Here is a 17429-nt window from a genome sequence, read left to right on the forward strand (position 1 = left end):
ACGGGATACATGATTAATTGACACGCTCTCACCGTCTCAGCGCGGCGCCTTGACGCTAAAGGCACCAGCGAAGCCAGCACTAGCCAGCGCCGACTTCAGCGACTCGATACGGACATTGTCTTCCAGCGGGCCAACCTGCACCTTGTACAGATTGCCATCTCCCAGCACGCGGACCGGCCGATCAAGCGCTGTGCCAATGCGTTGACGAATGCTGTCAGCCTTGCGCTGGTCACTGACTGCCGCGACCTGCAGGAAGCTGGCCTCGCCAACCCCACCAGACGCAGCCGCGCCGGAATTGCGCGCCGCAGAGGCTACCACGGGCTTGGCAGCAACGCCCGCGCCTGAAGCAGCAGTCGTGGCAGAACCGCCCGTTGCGTCCATTTCCTCAAGCCCGGCAATACCCTGCTCACGACGAACGGCCTGACTGCGAGCCAACAGACGCTCAGATTCTGCCGTCCCCTTGGTCGGACTGGAACTCGGACGCCAAGTGGCGGCATCAAGTGCCTCGACACGCACATGACCTGTGCCATGTCCCAGCATGTCAAGGCGCCACGCCGCACTGTAAGACAGGTCAATCAGTCGATCATCATGGAACGGCCCACGATCATTGACCTTGACGATGACCTGCTTGCCATTATCCAGATTCGTGATGCGGGCATATGTCGGCAACGGCAGTCCTTTATGCGCTGCCGTCATGGTGTACATGTCGTAGACCTCGCCGCTGGCAGTGGCGTAGCCATGAAACTTCTTGCCGTACCATGAGGCAGTGCCCTCGGCGACATAGCCGCGCGGATCTTCCATTACGTTATAGCGCTTGCCCCACACCTCATACTCGCTGCGATTGCCGCTGCGCGTGTAAGGCTCTACCTGCGGCACGGCGTCCGGCACAGTAGAGACATCCGGTGCATCTTCAGGGTAGGCATCGGCGTCCATATCGTAGCGACCATTCTTACCCGCCTTCTTGCCAGTACTGGTCGATGCGCCATCACTGACCTGCGTGCCCCCACTGCTGGCACACCCGGCTAATAGTGCAAGCGCTAGTGCTAGCGGTAGCGCGCGTGACCAGCTCATCCAGCACCCCCATCCTCAAGGCGACGCTTGATCGCCTGGGACAATTCATCGACGGCCATGGCATACAGATGACTGTGGTTATAACGGGTAATGACGTAGAAGTTGTTGTAACCCACGGCGTAGCGATAGCCCTTCTTGAGGTCCAGCGCCAACGGAATGACTTGAGTGTTACCCGACACACCATCGGCGACGTCAACACCGGCAGCCTCAAGCGCAGAAACGCTCATGTAAGGCTTCTTGGTCTTGTTGAAGGTCACGGATGACGGCGGTTTGCCCGGGCCATCTGCCACACTGACCACCGGCGCACCCGCTTTCCAGCCATGCCGTGCGAAATAATTGCCGACACTGCCGATAGCATCGACCGGGTTATTCCACAGATCACGCACACCATCACCATCGAAATCGACGGCGTAGGCCTGATAGCTGGTCGGGATGAATTGCGGATAACCCATCGCGCCGGCGTAAGAGCCCTTGATGGAGAGCGGATCGATACCCTGTTCTAGCGTCAGCTGCAGGAAGGCCGACAGCTCGCCGCGGAAGAAAGTGCCACGACGCGGGTGATCAAAGGCCAGCGTAGAGAGCGAATCGATGACGCGGTGCGTGCCGGTATGCTTGCCGAAGAAGGTCTCGACACCAATGATGGCGGCGATGACTTCCGGCGGCACGCCATATTCGGCTTCCGCACGGTCAAAGGTCTCGCGGTGCTCAGCGATAAAGCGCTTACCGGCTTCGATACGCGATTCCTTCATGAAGATGGCACGGTACTGGTCCCAGCGCAGGTGCCCCTCGGCAGGACGGGACATCGCATCCAGCACTTTCTGGCTGTAATCGGCCTGATTCATCAGCTCGGTCACACGGTCGCGATTCAGCCCCTTGGCCACCAGCTCATCTACCAGCTTGGCAGTTTCCGGGTGAGTCGCCGGCGCGAAGCCGTCCGGTGCAGCTGTAACTGCCCCGGCCATACCGAGTAGCGGTGCTGCCACTACCAGGGCAGCACCCCAGCTCTTCAGACGTCGCCCACGCGCATTGTTCACCGTCATCGACTCTCTCCTTGCCTGTCTGCGAGCTCGTGCTCGCGAATGTCCTTGCCACTCAGCCACTGCTTTACGTCGCATCAACGCGACAGCAGGCGCCGGTGAGTATGAATGCTCATGAGAATACCGAAGCCAGCCAACAAGGTCACGCTGGAGGTCCCACCATAACTGACCAATGGCAGCGGAACGCCCACCACCGGCAAAATACCGGACACCATGCCGATATTAACGAAGACGTATACGAAGAATGTCAGGATGATCGCACCGCCCGTCAAACGAGCAAAGCTATCTTGGCCATTATTCGCCATTACCAGTCCACGCAGTACGATCAACACGTACAGTGCGAGGAAAAAGCTCATACCGATCAACCCCAACTCTTCACCGATGACCGCGACGATAAAATCGGTATGCCGCTCTGGCAAGAATTCGAGTTGCGACTGGGTGCCCAGCGTATAGCCCTTACCGAAGATACCGCCGGAACCGATCGCCGTCTTGGACTGAATGATATTCCAGCCAGACCCCAGTGGATCAGACTCAGGATTCAGGAAGGTCAGCACTCGGCGACGCTGATAATCATGCATCACCATCCACAACAGCGGCATGGCGGAGGCCAGCAGAGCACCGAAGAAGGCAATCAACTTCCAGGACAGCCCCGCCAGCAGGATGACGAATACGCCAGCAGAGGCAACCAACAACGAGGTCCCAAGGTCAGGCTGGCGCGCAATCAGCAGCACCGGCGCCACGATGATCACTGCACAGACGGCAAGATCTCGCCAGCGCGGCGGCAACGGCCGCTGCCCTAACCAGCACGCCACCATCATCGGCATGGCCAGCTTCATGAGCTCGGAAGGCTGAAAGCGCACGACACCAGGAATGACCAGCCAGCGCTGCGCGCCCATGCCGACATCTCCTAGCACCTCTACCGCCACCAACATCAGGAAGCCGCCCCCGTAGACAACCGGCGCCCAGCGATACAAGGTGCCAGGCGACAGCTGGGCCAAGCCAATCATGACACCTAACGCCAGCGCCTGACGCGATGCCTGGCGCAGCGTGAAATCAATATCCTGGCCGCTGGCGCTGTACAGTACGATCAGCCCACAGCCGAGCACGATCAACAGCAGCAACAGTAGCCATGGGTCCAGATGCATCCGCTCCCAGAGACTGGTGCGACGGCGTTGGTTGAAATCGCCGCCCATTCCGCGCATCGAACGCTGATAATCAGTCGGCATTGCTCTCTCCTTGCTCACCTTCACTGTTTAACGGCTCTGGAGGTGGCTTGAGAGCCTCGACCAAGGCAAGCGCAGTATCACGCGCCGCAGGTTCGATTCGCGGCAACAGCCAGTAATCCGTCACTGCGCGCGCCATCGGGCCTGCCACAGAGCTGCCACCCTGGCCGTTCTCGATGACGACCGAGACCGCTATCTCGGGATCCTCGACCGGTGCAAAGGCCGCAAACAAGGCATGGTCACGCAGACGTTCCGCCAGTTCCTTGCCGTTGTACTTCTGATCTTGCCCAAGCGTGAAGACCTGTGCAGTACCTGACTTTCCTGCCATGCGATACTTGAGACCAGGACCAACATACTTGCGTGCTGTCCCCTCACGGCCGCTGACCACATCCTCGAGTGCCGAGATGACATCGTCCCACCAGGCAGGATTATCCAGCACGATCGGCGGCTTCTGATCACTCTCGGGCAACAGCACCGCGTCATCGCCAATCCGTTTGGCCAGATGTGGCTGTACCTGCTTGCCACGATTGGCCAGCGTCGCCTCGGCGGCAGCCAGTTGCAGCGGTGTCGCCAGCCAATAGCCCTGACCAATACCGATGGAGATGGTTTCACCGGGATACCACGGCTTATTGTAACGATTGCGCTTCCATTCCTTGGAGGGCATCAACCCCGGCAACGCCCCCTGAACATCTAATGCAGTCTGCTCGCCAAAGCCGAACTTGTGCATATACTCACTGATGCGATCGATGCCCAGCCGGTAGGCGACATTGTAGAAATAGGTGTCATTGGAGACGGCAATACCACGCCGCATATTGACGCGACCATGTCCCCAACGCAGCCAATTACGATACTTGTGACTGTCGTTGGGCAACTGGAAGTAACCGGGATCGAAAAAGGTCGTACTCGTGGTAATGGCACCATTTTCAAGACCCGCCAATGACATGAAGGGCTTGACGGTAGAGGCAGGCGGGTACTGACCACGGATGGCGCGATTGAATAGCGGAAGATCGAGATCGGTACGCAGCGCGCGATAACTCTTGACACTGATGCCAGTCACGAACTCATTGGAATTGAAGCCTGGCACCGAGGCCATGGCAAGAATCTCACCCGTTTTGGGTTCGATGGCAACAATTGCCCCCCGCCGCCCTTTGAGCAGCCGATAGGCAAGATCTTGCAAGCCACGGTCAACAGTGAGGGTCAAATCCTTGCCAGGGACCGGATCAGTGCGCGACAGCTCGCGTAGCACACGGCCACGGGCGTTGGTTTCCACCTTGCGCAGTCCGGCCTGCCCGTGCAATTGCTCTTCATAGAAGCGCTCAATGCCCGTCTTGCCGATGAAGTGGGTGCCTGAGTAGTTGCCCTTGTCGAGCGTCTTGAGTTCTGCCTGATTGATGCGCCCAACATATCCCAACGTATGGGATAGCGGCTTGGCATCGGGGTAATAACGCAGTAACTGAGCCTCGACCTCAACGCCAGGCAGGCGGTAGCGGTTGACCGCAAGACGGGCAATCTGCTCCTGGCTCAGCTCGCTCATCAGCAAGGCAGGCTGGTAGGGACGCTGACGCTGGCGCGAGCGTTCCTTGAAGTCTTCAATCTCATCCGGCGGAAGATCAAGAATCTCCACCAGACGCTCAAGCGTTGTCTCGAGATCGACAGCGCGCTCACGCACGATGGTCAGGTTGTAATTGGGACGATTTTCAGCGAGCAGGCGACCATTGCGGTCGTAGATCAAGCCGCGAGTGGGCGGCAAGGGCTCGACACGCACGCGGTTCTTGTCCGAACGCGTGGTGTAGATATCGTGTTCAACAACCTGAAGGAAGAACAGTCGTGCCAACAGGCAGCAGGCCAGCACCAAGACAAGGCTGGCAGCCACGATGCTGCGAAGGCGAAAGATCCGCACTTCCTGTTGGGGATTCTTGATCGTCGCCCGGCGTTGGCGCATGCGGGTCTCGCAACTTGTGTCTTGTCGCAAGCGACTGGCGCTTACCGGTGATAAGGATGCCCGACCAGTAATGTCCAGGCACGGTAGAGCTGTTCCGCCAGCACAATACGCACCAGCGGATGCGGCAGGGTCAATGCCGAGAGTGACCAGCGCTGGTCGGCACGTGCCAACAAACGTGGATCGAGTCCGTCGGGGCCACCAATCAAAATGGCCACATCGCGCCCACCCAGTCGCCAGTCATCTGCATGACGGGAAAGCTGTTCGGTACTCCAAGCCTTACCTAGGACATCAAGGGCAACAACATGTTCATTTCCCTTGAGTTTTTCCAGCATCCGGTCGCCTTCACTGGCCATGGCACGGGCGATGTCCGCATTCTTGCCGCGATTGCCGGGCGCCAGCTCGATGAACTCAAGCGAAAAATCTCGCGGCATGCGCTTGAGATATTCTCGGCTACCCTTCTCCACCCAATCGGGCATTTTCTGCCCGACTGCCAATACTCGGATCTTCATGTCCTGCCCCATGCGTTGTCATATCATCCGGCAGTGCCGTTGACAGGCATGCGTCCGCCTTTGGCGCTTTTCTGCCTTGCCCGACGCTTTCGCTCTCACACGTCAGCCAAATACAGGCATTAGCTGCGCTGTTCGTACTCTTCACGCGTCTCGCGGGGCAGATCGCTCCACAGACGCTCGAGGTCATACAGTGCACGGGTTTCCGGCAGCATGACGTGAAGGACGACGTCGCCCAGATCCAGCAGCACCCAGTCGGAACCGTTGTCGCCTTCACAGCCTAGCGGCTTCACACCCGCTTCCTTGACCTTGACTTGCACATTGTTGGCCAGTGCAGCGATATGCCGGCTGGAAGTACCAGTGGCAATGACCATGATATCAGTGACGCTAGTCAGCTTTGAGACATTGATCTCGCTGATTTCCTGGGCCTTGAGGTCTTCAAGTGCGTCGATAACCAGGTTTTTAAGAGCTTCGGTCTGCATGTTTCCTCGGGAGTTTGTTCGGCAGGGGGCGCATTCTACCCGCTGGGAGTGCGCGCGCCTATGGGCATCGTCAATCTACTCACCAAAGGCAAGTCATGAAGGCATTCCATGGCACTATTTCACGCAGATAACGACAGTTTCATTCCGACTGTGGACGATAAAGATCGTGCGCTTCAATGTGCCTGATCACCGTCTCAGGCAGTAGATAGCGCACGCTATCCCCCAATGCCAGTCGTTCGCGCACGAAGGTCGCGCTAATGGCCATCCGTGTCGGCAATGATAACCGCAACAACTGCCCACCCGGTCGTGCCATCAATGCCTGTACCGTTTCAACTTCGCGCCCAGCAATCAAGACTTCAAGTGCTGGTGGCAAGGGCGCATCGTGATCCGGCCGCTCAATCACGACGACATGAGCATCATCAAAAAGGCGCTCAGCAGCGTGCCATTCACCCAACTTCAGGAAGGCATCATGGCCAATCGCCATCACCAGACGCGCCTGCGGGCCATATTCCGCACGCAGGCTCGCTAGAGTATCGGCACTGTAGGACGGACCCTCACGAAATAACTCACGGTCATCCGCCATGAGGCCTGGCTCACCTGCAATCGCGACTTCCAACATGGCCAGTCGCTCTTCGCTACTGACGCCAGGTGCCTCACGGTGTGGTGGCTGGTGGCACGGAATCAGGCGCACATGATCCAGCCCCAGCGCTTCGCGCAGCTCGATGGCGCTGCGTAGATGGCCATGATGGATAGGATCAAAGGTACCTCCCAGCATCGCTACACGCGGCACAGGACCAAGACAACCTTCAAACCCGCGACTTGTCTCGCTCGCTTCTTCCAAGCGAGAGTGATCATGCTCGTGGGGACTCGTGTCGTGTACCGCCTCACGCTCCTGCGCGCTGCCATCGACATTCAGCGGACGCTGACTATCGTCCAGCGCCCGAGGCGAGAAGACTGGTGCGTGTTGAAGAGCACGTTGAATGTCGTCGTGTTTCACTGACGAATATGCCCTTCACCAAACACGACATACTTGCGCGTAGTCAGCCCCTCCAGACCTACCGGTCCGCGGGCATGCAGCTTGTCAGTCGAGATGCCGATCTCGGCACCTAGTCCATATTCAAAACCATCGGCAAAGCGGGTGGAGGCATTGACCATCACCGAGCTTGAATCGACTTCTGCCATGAAGCGCCGCGCCAGAGAATAGTTTTCAGTGATGATGGCCTCAGTATGTCCTGAGCTGTGGCGTTCGATGTGCGCCATCGCCGCTTCAATGCCATCGACGATACGAATGGCCAGAATCGGTGCAAGGTATTCGGTGTCCCAATCTTCTGCGCTGGCCGTCACCGCCTGCGGCAACAGTGCACAGGTGCGCTCACAGCCTCGCATCTCTACATCATGCGCCGCCAGGCGCTCAGCGATACGCGGCAACACCTCAGCGGCCACGGGAGCATCAATCAGCAGCGTTTCCATGGTATTGCAAGTGCCATAACGATGCGTCTTGGCGTTCTCGGCGATGTTCACCGCCATGTCGAGGTCTGCCGTGGCATCGATATAGACATGACAGATGCCATCGAGATGCTTGATGACCGGCACGCGCGCGTCACGAGAGATACGCGCGATGAGACTCTTGCCGCCACGCGGGATGATGACGTCGACAAACTCGGACATCGTGATCAACTGGCCGACAGCGGCGCGATCCGTCGTCGCGACGACCTGCACCGCCGTCGCCGGCAAGCCCGCCATGATCAGCGCTTCGCTGATGATCTCGCCGAGTGCACGGTTACTGGCAGCGGCTTCGGAGCCGCCACGTAGGATGCAAGCATTACCGGACTTGAGGCATAGGCTAGCCGCTTCGATGGTCACATTGGGGCGCGACTCGAAGATGATGCCGATCACGCCCAACGGCACACGCATGTGACCGACCTGAATGCCACTGGGACGATAGCGCAACCCGTCAACTTCGCCGACCGGATCTGGCAGTGCCGTCACCTGCTCGAGCCCTTCGATCATGGCGTCGATACGCGGCGTGGTCAGCGCCAGCCGGTCCACCATCGCGTCTGACAGGTCATTGGCACGCGCGCGCACCAAATCTTCGCCATTGGCTTCGATAAGCGCATCACGGCGCTCGTCAATCAATCGCGCCATGGTCTGCAGGGCGCGATTCTTGATGCCGCTATCGACACGTCGCATCACGACGCTTGCCGCACGTGCCTCATGCCCCAGACGGTTCATGTAAGCTACGACATCTGTAGTGTCGTACTTGCCCTGCTCGCTCATGTGCCTTGTCTCGCTTGTTTGAGTTGTCCACGATCGGTAGCCACTGACTCATCATCATCCGGCTTGCGGAGGAGTCAAAGGTGTCCTGATGATCGCAGGCGCTTTGGAAACTCGCCGTTTGGGGTATGCTGCCCACTGATTTGCACAAGACTGCTTGTCTAATACTGCTCGGCCAAGGAAAACGGCCAGCTTCATACCATCCACGGGAAAGGTGCCAATATAAGACACCATGGAGATCAAGTTCAAAGTCCGCATCAGTCAGTTCGTCTGCCTGCTCGGCTCTGTGCTGCTGCTGCTGGAAGCAGCTCGCCAGATCAGCCTCGGCCTGACGGTCACTGCACTGCTGCTTGCCGTGGGGGGCACCATGCTGTTGGTTGTCTCTCTGGCCCACGAGCTATTTGCCCTCAGCTGGTTCAGAACACTGGTCATGCTCAGCGTCGCGCTCATCATGTCGGCGCTGATACTGCTGGCGCCAGAACAACACCTGATGTGGCTGTGGGGCTTCCCCGTTCTGCTGCTGTACCCACGTCCACGCTGGTTAGCTCCCGCATGCGCAGCCATCGGTCTTGTCACGACTTGGTACGCCCTCAGGCCGCTGGGCAGTGACTGGCTAAGCCTTGGTATCGGCATCACTGCGACCCTGATGGCGCTCGGTGCCATTGGCGGACGGCGTCAGCAACACGTCTGGCATCAACTGGAGCGCCGCGGCCGCCGCGACCCGAATCGGGCTATCTGGTCACAATACCAGCTGATGCGTGATCTACCGCGAGAAATTGCGCGTGCTGATCGCGAAGGCATTCATATCGAGTTGATACTGTTGGCACCTGTCATGCCCGGCCGCCTCGTCCGTCGACGCCTGATGAACACACTGGACAGCGCAGCGATGGCGCATGAAACCCGCTATATACTCAACGGCGGCTGCCTGGCGGTACTGTTGGTAACGCGAGCTGAACGCATGGCCAGCCTGAGACGGCGCCAGCTGATAGAGCATCTCGCCATGCAGGTACGTGCGCGCATTCAGCCCTTGAACAACGGCGATATACATGCGCTTGATCTGACCAACCTTGGTCTCAATCTGGCTCAAGAAAACGAACTGATCACGCTATTGCCCCCTCTGTCCTCTCGCGCTGACTCGCAGGATATCGCCTCGCATAGGGAGGTTGACGACTGATGCCATTTCTTACTGCTCTCACTCATGCCCGCGATCACCGTCAACTCGCCAACCGCAAGACATTGATCATGCTACTGGCGACGTTAGTGATCGCCACCTATGCCCTGTGGCGTTATCTTGTCGGCGATTTCGACCATATTCTAACGCCAGTGTTATCAACACTCCTGATGGGCATTGCCACTGGGCTCAACCTCCTCGATGACGAAAATCCCCTACCCTCCTATCTCACGCTGATTGCCAGCTATTTGATGCTGGCGCTGGAAGCACCAGGGGCCTATCCGGGGCTATCGCTATGGCTGGGGCTGCCCTGCATTCTGACGCTGCTGCTGCTGCCACTCGCACCGGCCATGTTGCTCAATCTGGTGCTAGCTCCATTATGGTTATGGTTGCTAGGGCAGCAGGATGACAACTTTGGGGAAGAGTTACGTTATCTGTGCTTACTGTTGGTCGCCAGCCAACCCTTCGTCATCAATAGTTTGCAAGCCGACTTCATGACGCTGACTGCCAGCGAAGAAACCGAGTGCAACGCGTTCAATGCCAGTACCGGCCGGGAGCGTCTGACCAGTGAGGCGGCACGCGCCAGAGCGCTGGACCAGCCATTGAGTATTCTGGTGATCTATCTCCCCCAGCTGGAAATGCTCAGCGAACAGTTCGGCGAAGACAGACGCATCGAATGCCTATCCACGGCAAGCGAAGTCATGCAGGACATCTCTCGTCTGGGAGACTTGTTGTGTCGTAGCGATAAAGCCACCTTGTGGCTGATGCTACCCAATACCGGTGAGGCCGGCGCCCTGATCATGCGTGAACGCCTGACCGCAGCACTCGCCGCGACCACTCAACCGGAAACCGGATCAATCATTGCCCGCGCCCGCCTAGTGATTTACAAGGCCAGTGACACGTCGCAAAAACTCGAGCAACGCCTGCTGGCTGCCCAGCTTGCCCTGATGGATCTCAATGAATGAGCAACACCCTTGCCACACTGACCCACTGGCTAGACCCCACCACATTGATGGCAGTGCTTAGCGATCATCCCATCGCACTCATCAGTATCATCGGCCTTGTCTCCCTGCTTGAATCCCTCGCCATCATCGGGCTACTGGTCCCTGGCGTGGTCATCCTCACCGCGGGTGCATCGCTAGCCGGTCATCTTGAACTGTCGTTACCATTGCTACTGATATCGGGCGCGCTTGGCGCCATTATCGGCGATGGTGTCAGTTTTTGGCTGGGTGTCCGCTATCGTGATCAGCTCCCCGGACGCTGGCCTTTCTTACGCCATCCAGAGTGGCTGGACCACGGCCAGCAGTTCTTTCATCGTCACGGTAGCTGGTCGATCGCCTTCGGGCGTTTCGTCGGCCCAGTGCGGCCCATCATTCCGCTGGTGGCTGGCATGCTGAACATGCCACCCGCGAAATTCTTTCTGGTCAATGGCCTGTCGGCGCTGGCATGGTCACCGGCCTACCTGCTGCCGGGCTACCTGCTAGGTCAGACTTGGCAGTCACTATTTACGCTTCCTGATGGAGCTAACGGCCTACTCATAGGGTTCGCGTGCGGACTGATTCTATGCGCCTTTGCCTTTTCCTTCCTGCGCCGCCAGTTGGGCCGTGAAGGTCGCCTGTACCACTGGCTGGCATGTCGGATGCGCAAGACCTCATCGGGACGTCGTCTATGGTGGCAACTGCGCCATCCTGACCCTGAGGGCGAGTTTCCGCTCGCCTCGATGGCACTGCTGATCTTTGCCGTCATCAGTGTGCCAGCCATGAGCCTGACAGCACTGGCACACCCTGAGCCCTGGTGGATCGATCGCGTAGCAGCTTCGCTGGCCATCAGTCTCAATGCGCTAGTACCGAATAACTTCCTGCATCAAGTGAGCCTGATACTGTCTCAGCTGGGCGATGGTAGCGGCATGGCAGCGCTGGTCGCACCGTGGTTGTTATGGCTACTGCTCAAACGCCGTCATGCTGCCTGGCTGCACCTGACAGCTGCCTGGGTCGGTATCGCGTGCGCCAACACCGTACTCAAGTACCTGATTCAACGCCCCAGACCCGGCACGCCAGCCTTTCTCGAAGGTTCAATGTCGTTCCCAAGTGCACATACGGCTGGCGCGGTGGCCGTATTCGGCCTGGCTGCTGCCTTCATTGCTGAACGACAGCCTTCATCACGACGTCGCTGGATTTACTGGGGAGCAATTGCGCTCTGCACCCTGATAGGCCTGTCACGCATCACACTCGGCGTACATTACCTCAGCGATATCCTCGGTGGTGCCTGCCTGGGCTTACTGGTCTGTGCCTTGGTACGTATCAGCTACCCGGCCTTCGTACGTCAGCCGCCAGTACCTGCTACGCAACCGCTCCCCGTGCTCTGGCTAAGCGCTATCAGCCTGCTGCTGCTGCTGGCCCGAATCCTGTGGCTGCCGCTTTAGCCAGCCCGAACTCATCCAGCTTTCGATAACAAGATCTTTATCACGAGGATACTCATGCCCGGTCCCGCAGCCCCTCCCGCCAATCAGCCACAGGCCCTGATGGCGATTCATCTCGGTATCGCCTTGTTAGGCGGCACCGCACTATTCTCGAAAAGCCTGCCGCTATCAGCACTCGATATCACCACCTGGCGCAGCCTGCTCGCGGGGCTCTTCCTATTGTGGATTGCACGCCTGAAGTGGAATGTTTCGCTGCGCTTGAGTGGGCGGGACTGGGCGCTGATCGGCCTGGCTGGCTTGCTGATGGCGGTCCACTGGGTCAGCTACTTCCATGCCATGCAAGTGTCATCGGTAGCGACCGGCATGCTGGCATTGTTTACTTATCCGATATTCATCGTGTTATTAGAACCCTGGGTCGAGGGCACGCGCCTGAAAGCACGCGATCTCGCTGCTGCTGCATTGGTCTGCGTAGGCGTATGGCTACTGGTACCAGGCGGTAACGGCAATGTAGATGGTGATAGTCTGGCGGGAGTGCTGTGGGGCGTATTCTCGGGGCTACTGTTCGCGATACGCAACCTGTTGGTGCGCTATCGTTTGAGCCACATCAATCCAGTGCTGTCGATGAGTTTGCAGGCGCTTGGCGTAGTCGTTCTCACCTTGCCGTTTGCTTCCGGTGACATCATGGACTCAAGCCCAGGCACCGGTATCGCCATGCTGGTACTGGCGATCGTCTTCACTGCGACACCCCATGCATTGATGACCTTTGCCCTCGGCGGCCTCAAGGCCAAGACCGTCGGCATGATTGGCTGCATGCAGCCTGTCTACGGCGTGCTGTTGGCTTGGTTAATCCTCGGCGAAGTACCGACCTGGATGACGCTGGTGGGTGGCAGCTTCATCGTGGCGGCGGCGGCGCTGGAAACATTACGCCGCAATTGACCAGACTGATAGACACAGAAAGGCCCGCCATTGGCGGGCCTTTCTGTGTCTGGCGACATTGCAATCATGCGCTCAGCCCGTGGCGAGCCAGATGCCCACGCCAATCATCAGGGTACCTGCGACGCGATTCATCAGTCGCACACGCGACCCGCGACCCAGCCAACGTGCCAATCCGCTACCACCACCGGCGTAAAGCATCAGACAACTGAATTCCAGCGTCAGAATGATGCCGACCAGCGCCACCAACTGCGGAGCCATCGGCAGACTGGCGTCCAGAAACGGCGGAAGTAGCGCGATGAAGAAGGCCCAGCCCTTGGGGTTGGCAATCGCGGTCACGAAGCCTTGCGTGGCCAGTTCACGCCGCGAGGCACGCGGTGCCGCACTGGCCTCACCTGCAGCGCCCAGTGCCAGACGCCCACGCGAGCGCCACATCTGGATACCCAGCCATGCCAGATAGGCTCCACCCGCCAGCTTGAAGGCCGAGAATACCATCGGGTAGCGCAGCATGATGGTGGCAACCCCAATCACCGCTGATACCGCCACCAACCCAACTCCCAGCAGCTCACCCACCATCATCCATAGAGTGCGCTTGACGCCCTGCGTCATGCCCAGCGTCATCGCCAATGTCATGCACATGCCCGGCGTCAGCGAGACCAGAAAGAAAGTCGGCACGAACACCGACAGCAATGACCAGTTCAACATTCTCTGCACTCCGTGTGCTTTTAATCTGTTTTCGCTATCGACACTGATGACGCCATTCTTCTTGACTACCAACGCGTGCGATCCATGGCTCAATCGCGACCGACGTGACCCTCACCCCAACGCGGCATCAGCGTGTGCGCTATCCCTAGCTGGTTGAGAATGCGCGCGACGATGAAGTCGATCATGTCATCAATGGATTGCGGACGATGATAGAAGCCTGGTGCGGCAGGCAAAATCACCGCGCCCATGCGTGTCAGCGCCAGCATGTGCTCGAGGTGAATTGCCGAAAAAGGCGTTTCGCGCGGCACCAGAATCAGTGTGCGTCGCTCCTTGAGCGCGACATCCGCCGCGCGCTCGATCAGGTTATTGCTAGCACCACAGGCAATCGAGGACAGTGAACCGGTGGAGCACGGACACACCACCATCGCACTTGGCGCACCAGAACCGGAGGCCACGGGGGCCATCCAGTCTTCGCGTCCGAAACAGCGAATCTGGCCAGATTTGGCGCCATAACGCTCGCTCAGCACCTCGGCAAGCCGCACTGGACGTGCTGGTAGTTCTTCATCCGTTTCGGTAGCAATCACCATGTGGGCAGCCTTGGAGACCATTACCATCACTTCGTGACCCGCCGCGACCAGACATTCGATCAGGCGCAGCCCGTACTGGGCACCAGAGGCACCTGTCAGCGCCACGGTCACGGCTGATTTGAATGCACGCCCTGCCTCAGCCGTCTGTTGAACGTTATCCGTCATTCCTCACCTTCCCGCGCTGCCAATGCACTCAACAACCGCTCATGAATACCCCCGAAACCGCCATTGGACATTACCACCACCCAATCACCGGCACGTGCCTCACTGGCAATACGAAGGATGAGCGCTTCAAGATCACTCTCGACCTCGGTATCGACCCCCAACGCACGGCATTCAGCGACGGTGGCATCCAACGACCAACCCAGTGTTGGCGGCGCAAACCAGCTGACGCGGTCAGCAGATGTCACCGAGGACGGCAAGCGTGCCTTCATCGTACCGAGCTTCATGGTATTGGAGCGCGGCTCAATCACCGCCCACAGACGCCCGCCCTGCCCTTCGGCCGCTACGCCCGGCGCCAAGCCCTCAAGCGTGGTCGCAATCGCCGTCGGGTGATGGGCGAAATCATCGATAATCTTGACGCCTGCCACTTCACCGCGCAGCTCTTGGCGGCGCTTGGGCGGTGCAAAACGCGACAGTGCTTCAAGCGCTGTCTCGACACTCACCCCGCACTCGACTGTCGCTGCGACAGCGGCACAGGCATTGGCCACATTATGACGGCCGCGCATCGACCACTGGCACTCGACGAAACGGTCCTGCTCACCTGCCGTCTGGTCCGGTGCTGCCAGTGCGAAGTGGCTGCCATCGGCACTGATCAGGCGATAGCGCCAGTCGCCACCGGCATTCTCGATACCGCTCTCATCGCTGAAGCGTGTGACCGGGGTCCAGCAGCCTTGATCCAACACACGCTCCAGCGCCTCGGCGCCCGCGACTGCATCTGCTGCGACAACCAGCTTGCCGCCTGCCGGCACGGTACGCACCAGATGGTGGAACTGACGTTCAATGGCTGCGAGGTCTGGAAAGATGTCAGCGTGATCAAATTCCAGATTATTGAGCACGGCGATACGCGGACGATAGTGCACAAACTTGGAACGCTTATCGAAGAAGGCCGTGTCGTACTCGTCGGCCTCGACCACGAAAGGTGCTGTCGGATCGCCGATACGTGCCGAATCGCCCAGCTGCGGCGGCACACCGCCGATCAGGTAGCCGGGAGTAAGGCCGGCACATTCCAGAATCCAGGCGGTCATGGTGGCAGTGGTGGTCTTGCCATGAGTGCCCGCGATCGCGATCACTGGTCGCCCCGTCAGCACCTCATCACACAACCACTGCGGGCCTGAGGTATAGGCCAGACCACGCTCAAGCAGCGCCTCAATCTCTGGGTTGCCGCGGGACACAGCGTTGCCCACCACCACGAGATCAGGCGCGGGGGCAAGATTGTCCGCCGTATACCCCTCCATCAGAGTAATACCGGCCTCAGCCAGCTGAGTACTCATGGGCGGATAGACGTTGGCATCGCTGCCGGTCACACGATGGCCACGAGCGCGGGCAAGGAGTGCCAGCGAGCCCATGAAGGTACCGCAAATACCGATGACGTGAAGGTGCATCTGTTTCTCCAATCCGGAAGCCCGAGCAGCCTAGCATGCTCGCCAGGCCGCGAGTAGCGCGCGGACTGTCGGGAGAAAACGACAGTGTCGTGGCGCTCCCGCGTCGTGCAGGAACGAGGGGTTTCGGATATGATGCCGCGGCAGGCGTCAGCCCGCTCAAGCCCACGACAAGGAAGCAGAGACGAGAAGCCCATGGCCCAGCACAATGCCTTCTACGCCCAGTCTGGCGGCGTTACCGCAGTCATCAACGCCAGCGCCTGTGGCGTGATCGAAGCCGCCCGTGAAAACGGTGACAAAATCGGCAAGCTCTACGCCGGTCACAACGGCATTATCGGTGCCCTGACCGAAGACCTGATTGACGTCAGCCAGGAAAGCGACGAAAACATCGCGGCTCTGCGTCATACACCCGGTGGTGCCTTCGGTTCCTGCCGCTACAAACTCAAGAGCATCGAAGATCACCGTACCCAGTACGAGCGTCTGATTGAGGTGTTCAAGGCCCACGATATCCGTTACTTCTTCTACAACGGTGGCGGCGACAGCGCTGACACCTGTCTGAAGGTGTCACAGCTAGCGGAAACAATGGGTTACCCGATCCAGGCCATCCACGTACCCAAGACCGTGGACAATGACTTGCCGATCACCGATAACTCCCCGGGCTTCGGTAGCGTGGCCAAGTACATCGCCACTTCTACTCGTGAAGCGGGTCTCGATATCGCGTCCATGTGCGCCACCTCCACCAAGGTATTCATCCTGGAAGTCATGGGACGTCACGCAGGCTGGATCGCTGCTGCTGGCGCACTGGCGGGCGAAGATGCGACCCAGCCACCGCACATCGTCATCTTCCCGGAAGTCGCCTTCCATCGTAAGCAGTTCATGGCACGCGTCGATGAGTGCGTCAATCTGTACGGCTACTGCGTGGTCGTGGTGTCGGAAGGTGCGCGCTACGAAGACGGCACTTTCCTGGCGGATGCTGGCAACACCGATGCCTTCGGTCACCGCCAGCTGGGCGGCGTTGCGCCGACGCTAGCCGGTATGGTCAAGCAGGATCTGGGTTACAAGTATCACTGGGCCGTCGCAGATTATCTGCAACGTGCCGCCCGCCATATCGCCTCCAAGACCGATGTCGAGCAAGCCTACGCCACTGGCCGCGCGGCCGTGGAAATGGCGCTAGCGGGCAAGAATGCCGTGATGCCGGCGATTCGTCGTCTCGGCGAGGGTAACGACTACGCGTGGGACATCATCGAAGCCCCGCTGGAGCAGATCGCCAACCATGAGAAGTTCATGCCGCTGAACTACATCAGCGACGATGGCTTCTACATCACTGAAGCCTGCCGTCAGTACCTGTCGCCGCTGATTCAGGGCGAAGATTTCCCGCCCTTCGTCAACGGACTACCGGCGGTCGCCAAGCTAACGCTAGCCAAGGTCGAGAAGAAACTGACGTCGTTCTCGATCTGATCGATCGGTTCATCGTCAAG

16 protein-coding genes are annotated in these 17429 nt (G+C 59.0%); 5 read left to right on the top strand and 11 right to left on the bottom strand.

The genetic code is table 11. The features are described 5' to 3' along the window. Nucleotides 1-36 precede the first annotated feature (36 nt). From CFN46_RS02105 to CFN46_RS02140, 8 genes are all read right to left on the bottom strand, one after another. On the bottom strand, nucleotides 37-1071 hold the full coding sequence (locus CFN46_RS02105) for a septal ring lytic transglycosylase RlpA family protein (RefSeq protein WP_088742563.1): 1035 nt from the start codon (nucleotides 1069-1071) through the stop codon (nucleotides 37-39). Further along, nucleotides 1068-2111: a lytic murein transglycosylase B gene (gene mltB / locus CFN46_RS02110; RefSeq protein ID WP_024950799.1), complete on the bottom strand. Its 1044-nt coding sequence runs from the start codon at nucleotides 2109-2111 to the stop codon at nucleotides 1068-1070. Before mltB ends, CFN46_RS02105 begins: the two co-directional genes overlap by 4 nt. Nucleotides 2112-2185: 74 nt before the next feature. Continuing rightward, nucleotides 2186-3334: a rod shape-determining protein RodA gene (gene rodA / locus CFN46_RS02115; protein ID WP_088742564.1), complete on the bottom strand. Its 1149-nt coding sequence runs from the start codon at nucleotides 3332-3334 to the stop codon at nucleotides 2186-2188. Then, complete coding sequence (gene mrdA, locus CFN46_RS02120) at nucleotides 3324-5273, bottom strand: penicillin-binding protein 2 (protein WP_088742565.1); 1950 nt, start codon at nucleotides 5271-5273, stop codon at nucleotides 3324-3326. Before mrdA ends, rodA begins: the two co-directional genes overlap by 11 nt. 41 nt (nucleotides 5274-5314) lie before the next feature. Further along, nucleotides 5315-5782 carry a 23S rRNA (pseudouridine(1915)-N(3))-methyltransferase RlmH gene (gene rlmH / locus CFN46_RS02125; protein ID WP_088742695.1) on the bottom strand — a complete coding sequence of 156 codons (468 nt, stop codon included), beginning with the start codon at nucleotides 5780-5782 and terminating at the stop codon, nucleotides 5315-5317. Nucleotides 5783-5901: 119 nt separating this feature from the next. Further along, nucleotides 5902-6261: a ribosome silencing factor gene (gene rsfS / locus CFN46_RS02130; RefSeq protein ID WP_024950796.1), complete on the bottom strand. Its 360-nt coding sequence runs from the start codon at nucleotides 6259-6261 to the stop codon at nucleotides 5902-5904. A 139-nt stretch (nucleotides 6262-6400) separates the two neighbouring features. Further along, entirely contained in the window at nucleotides 6401-7036 is a 636-nt protein-coding gene (gene nadD / locus CFN46_RS02135; RefSeq protein WP_088742696.1) for a nicotinate-nucleotide adenylyltransferase, read from the bottom strand. A gap of 218 nt (nucleotides 7037-7254) precedes the next feature. Further along, nucleotides 7255-8538: a glutamate-5-semialdehyde dehydrogenase gene (locus tag CFN46_RS02140; RefSeq protein ID WP_088742566.1), complete on the bottom strand. Its 1284-nt coding sequence runs from the start codon at nucleotides 8536-8538 to the stop codon at nucleotides 7255-7257. Between the two features lie 229 nt (nucleotides 8539-8767). On the opposite strand from CFN46_RS02140, the gene CFN46_RS02145 reads away from it, so the two are divergent. Genes CFN46_RS02145 through CFN46_RS02160 form a run of 4 tightly spaced genes read left to right on the top strand, consistent with a single transcriptional unit; the run spans nucleotide 8768 to nucleotide 13061 of the window. Continuing rightward, entirely contained in the window at nucleotides 8768-9709 is a 942-nt protein-coding gene (locus CFN46_RS02145; protein WP_088742567.1) for a hypothetical protein, read from the top strand. Then, nucleotides 9709-10671, top strand: coding sequence for a diguanylate cyclase (locus tag CFN46_RS02150; RefSeq protein ID WP_088742568.1), 963 nt, complete (start codon nucleotides 9709-9711; stop codon nucleotides 10669-10671). The genes CFN46_RS02145 and CFN46_RS02150 overlap by 1 nt, the downstream gene beginning before the upstream one ends. Continuing rightward, a complete protein-coding gene (locus tag CFN46_RS02155; protein WP_088742569.1) occupies nucleotides 10668-12128 on the top strand; it encodes a bifunctional DedA family/phosphatase PAP2 family protein in 1461 nt (486 codons plus the stop codon). Before CFN46_RS02150 ends, CFN46_RS02155 begins: the two co-directional genes overlap by 4 nt. Before the next feature lie 54 nt (nucleotides 12129-12182). Further along, complete coding sequence (locus tag CFN46_RS02160; RefSeq protein WP_088742570.1) at nucleotides 12183-13061, top strand: DMT family transporter; 879 nt, start codon at nucleotides 12183-12185, stop codon at nucleotides 13059-13061. A gap of 72 nt (nucleotides 13062-13133) precedes the next feature. On the opposite strand, the gene CFN46_RS02165 is transcribed toward CFN46_RS02160, so the two are convergent. The 3 genes from CFN46_RS02165 to mpl all read right to left on the bottom strand — a co-directional run bounded on the left by CFN46_RS02165 (nucleotide 13134) and on the right by mpl (nucleotide 15954). Further along, complete coding sequence (locus CFN46_RS02165) at nucleotides 13134-13763, bottom strand: LysE family translocator (RefSeq protein WP_024950789.1); 630 nt, start codon at nucleotides 13761-13763, stop codon at nucleotides 13134-13136. Between the two features lie 89 nt (nucleotides 13764-13852). Further along, nucleotides 13853-14515, bottom strand: a complete 663-nt coding sequence (locus CFN46_RS02170; protein WP_088742571.1) for a flavin prenyltransferase UbiX — start codon at nucleotides 14513-14515, stop codon at nucleotides 13853-13855. Continuing rightward, nucleotides 14512-15954 carry a UDP-N-acetylmuramate:L-alanyl-gamma-D-glutamyl-meso-diaminopimelate ligase gene (gene mpl / locus CFN46_RS02175; protein ID WP_088742572.1) on the bottom strand — a complete coding sequence of 481 codons (1443 nt, stop codon included), beginning with the start codon at nucleotides 15952-15954 and terminating at the stop codon, nucleotides 14512-14514. The genes CFN46_RS02170 and mpl overlap by 4 nt, the downstream gene beginning before the upstream one ends. A 192-nt stretch (nucleotides 15955-16146) precedes the next feature. Between mpl and CFN46_RS02180 the strand changes: the two genes are divergently transcribed. Next, nucleotides 16147-17409: a 6-phosphofructokinase gene (locus CFN46_RS02180; protein ID WP_088742573.1), complete on the top strand. Its 1263-nt coding sequence runs from the start codon at nucleotides 16147-16149 to the stop codon at nucleotides 17407-17409. Nucleotides 17410-17429: the final 20 nt, after the last annotated feature.

It is taken from the genome of Cobetia sp. QF-1 (assembly GCF_002213105.1).
Lineage (GTDB): Bacteria > Pseudomonadota > Gammaproteobacteria > Pseudomonadales > Halomonadaceae > Cobetia > Cobetia crustatorum.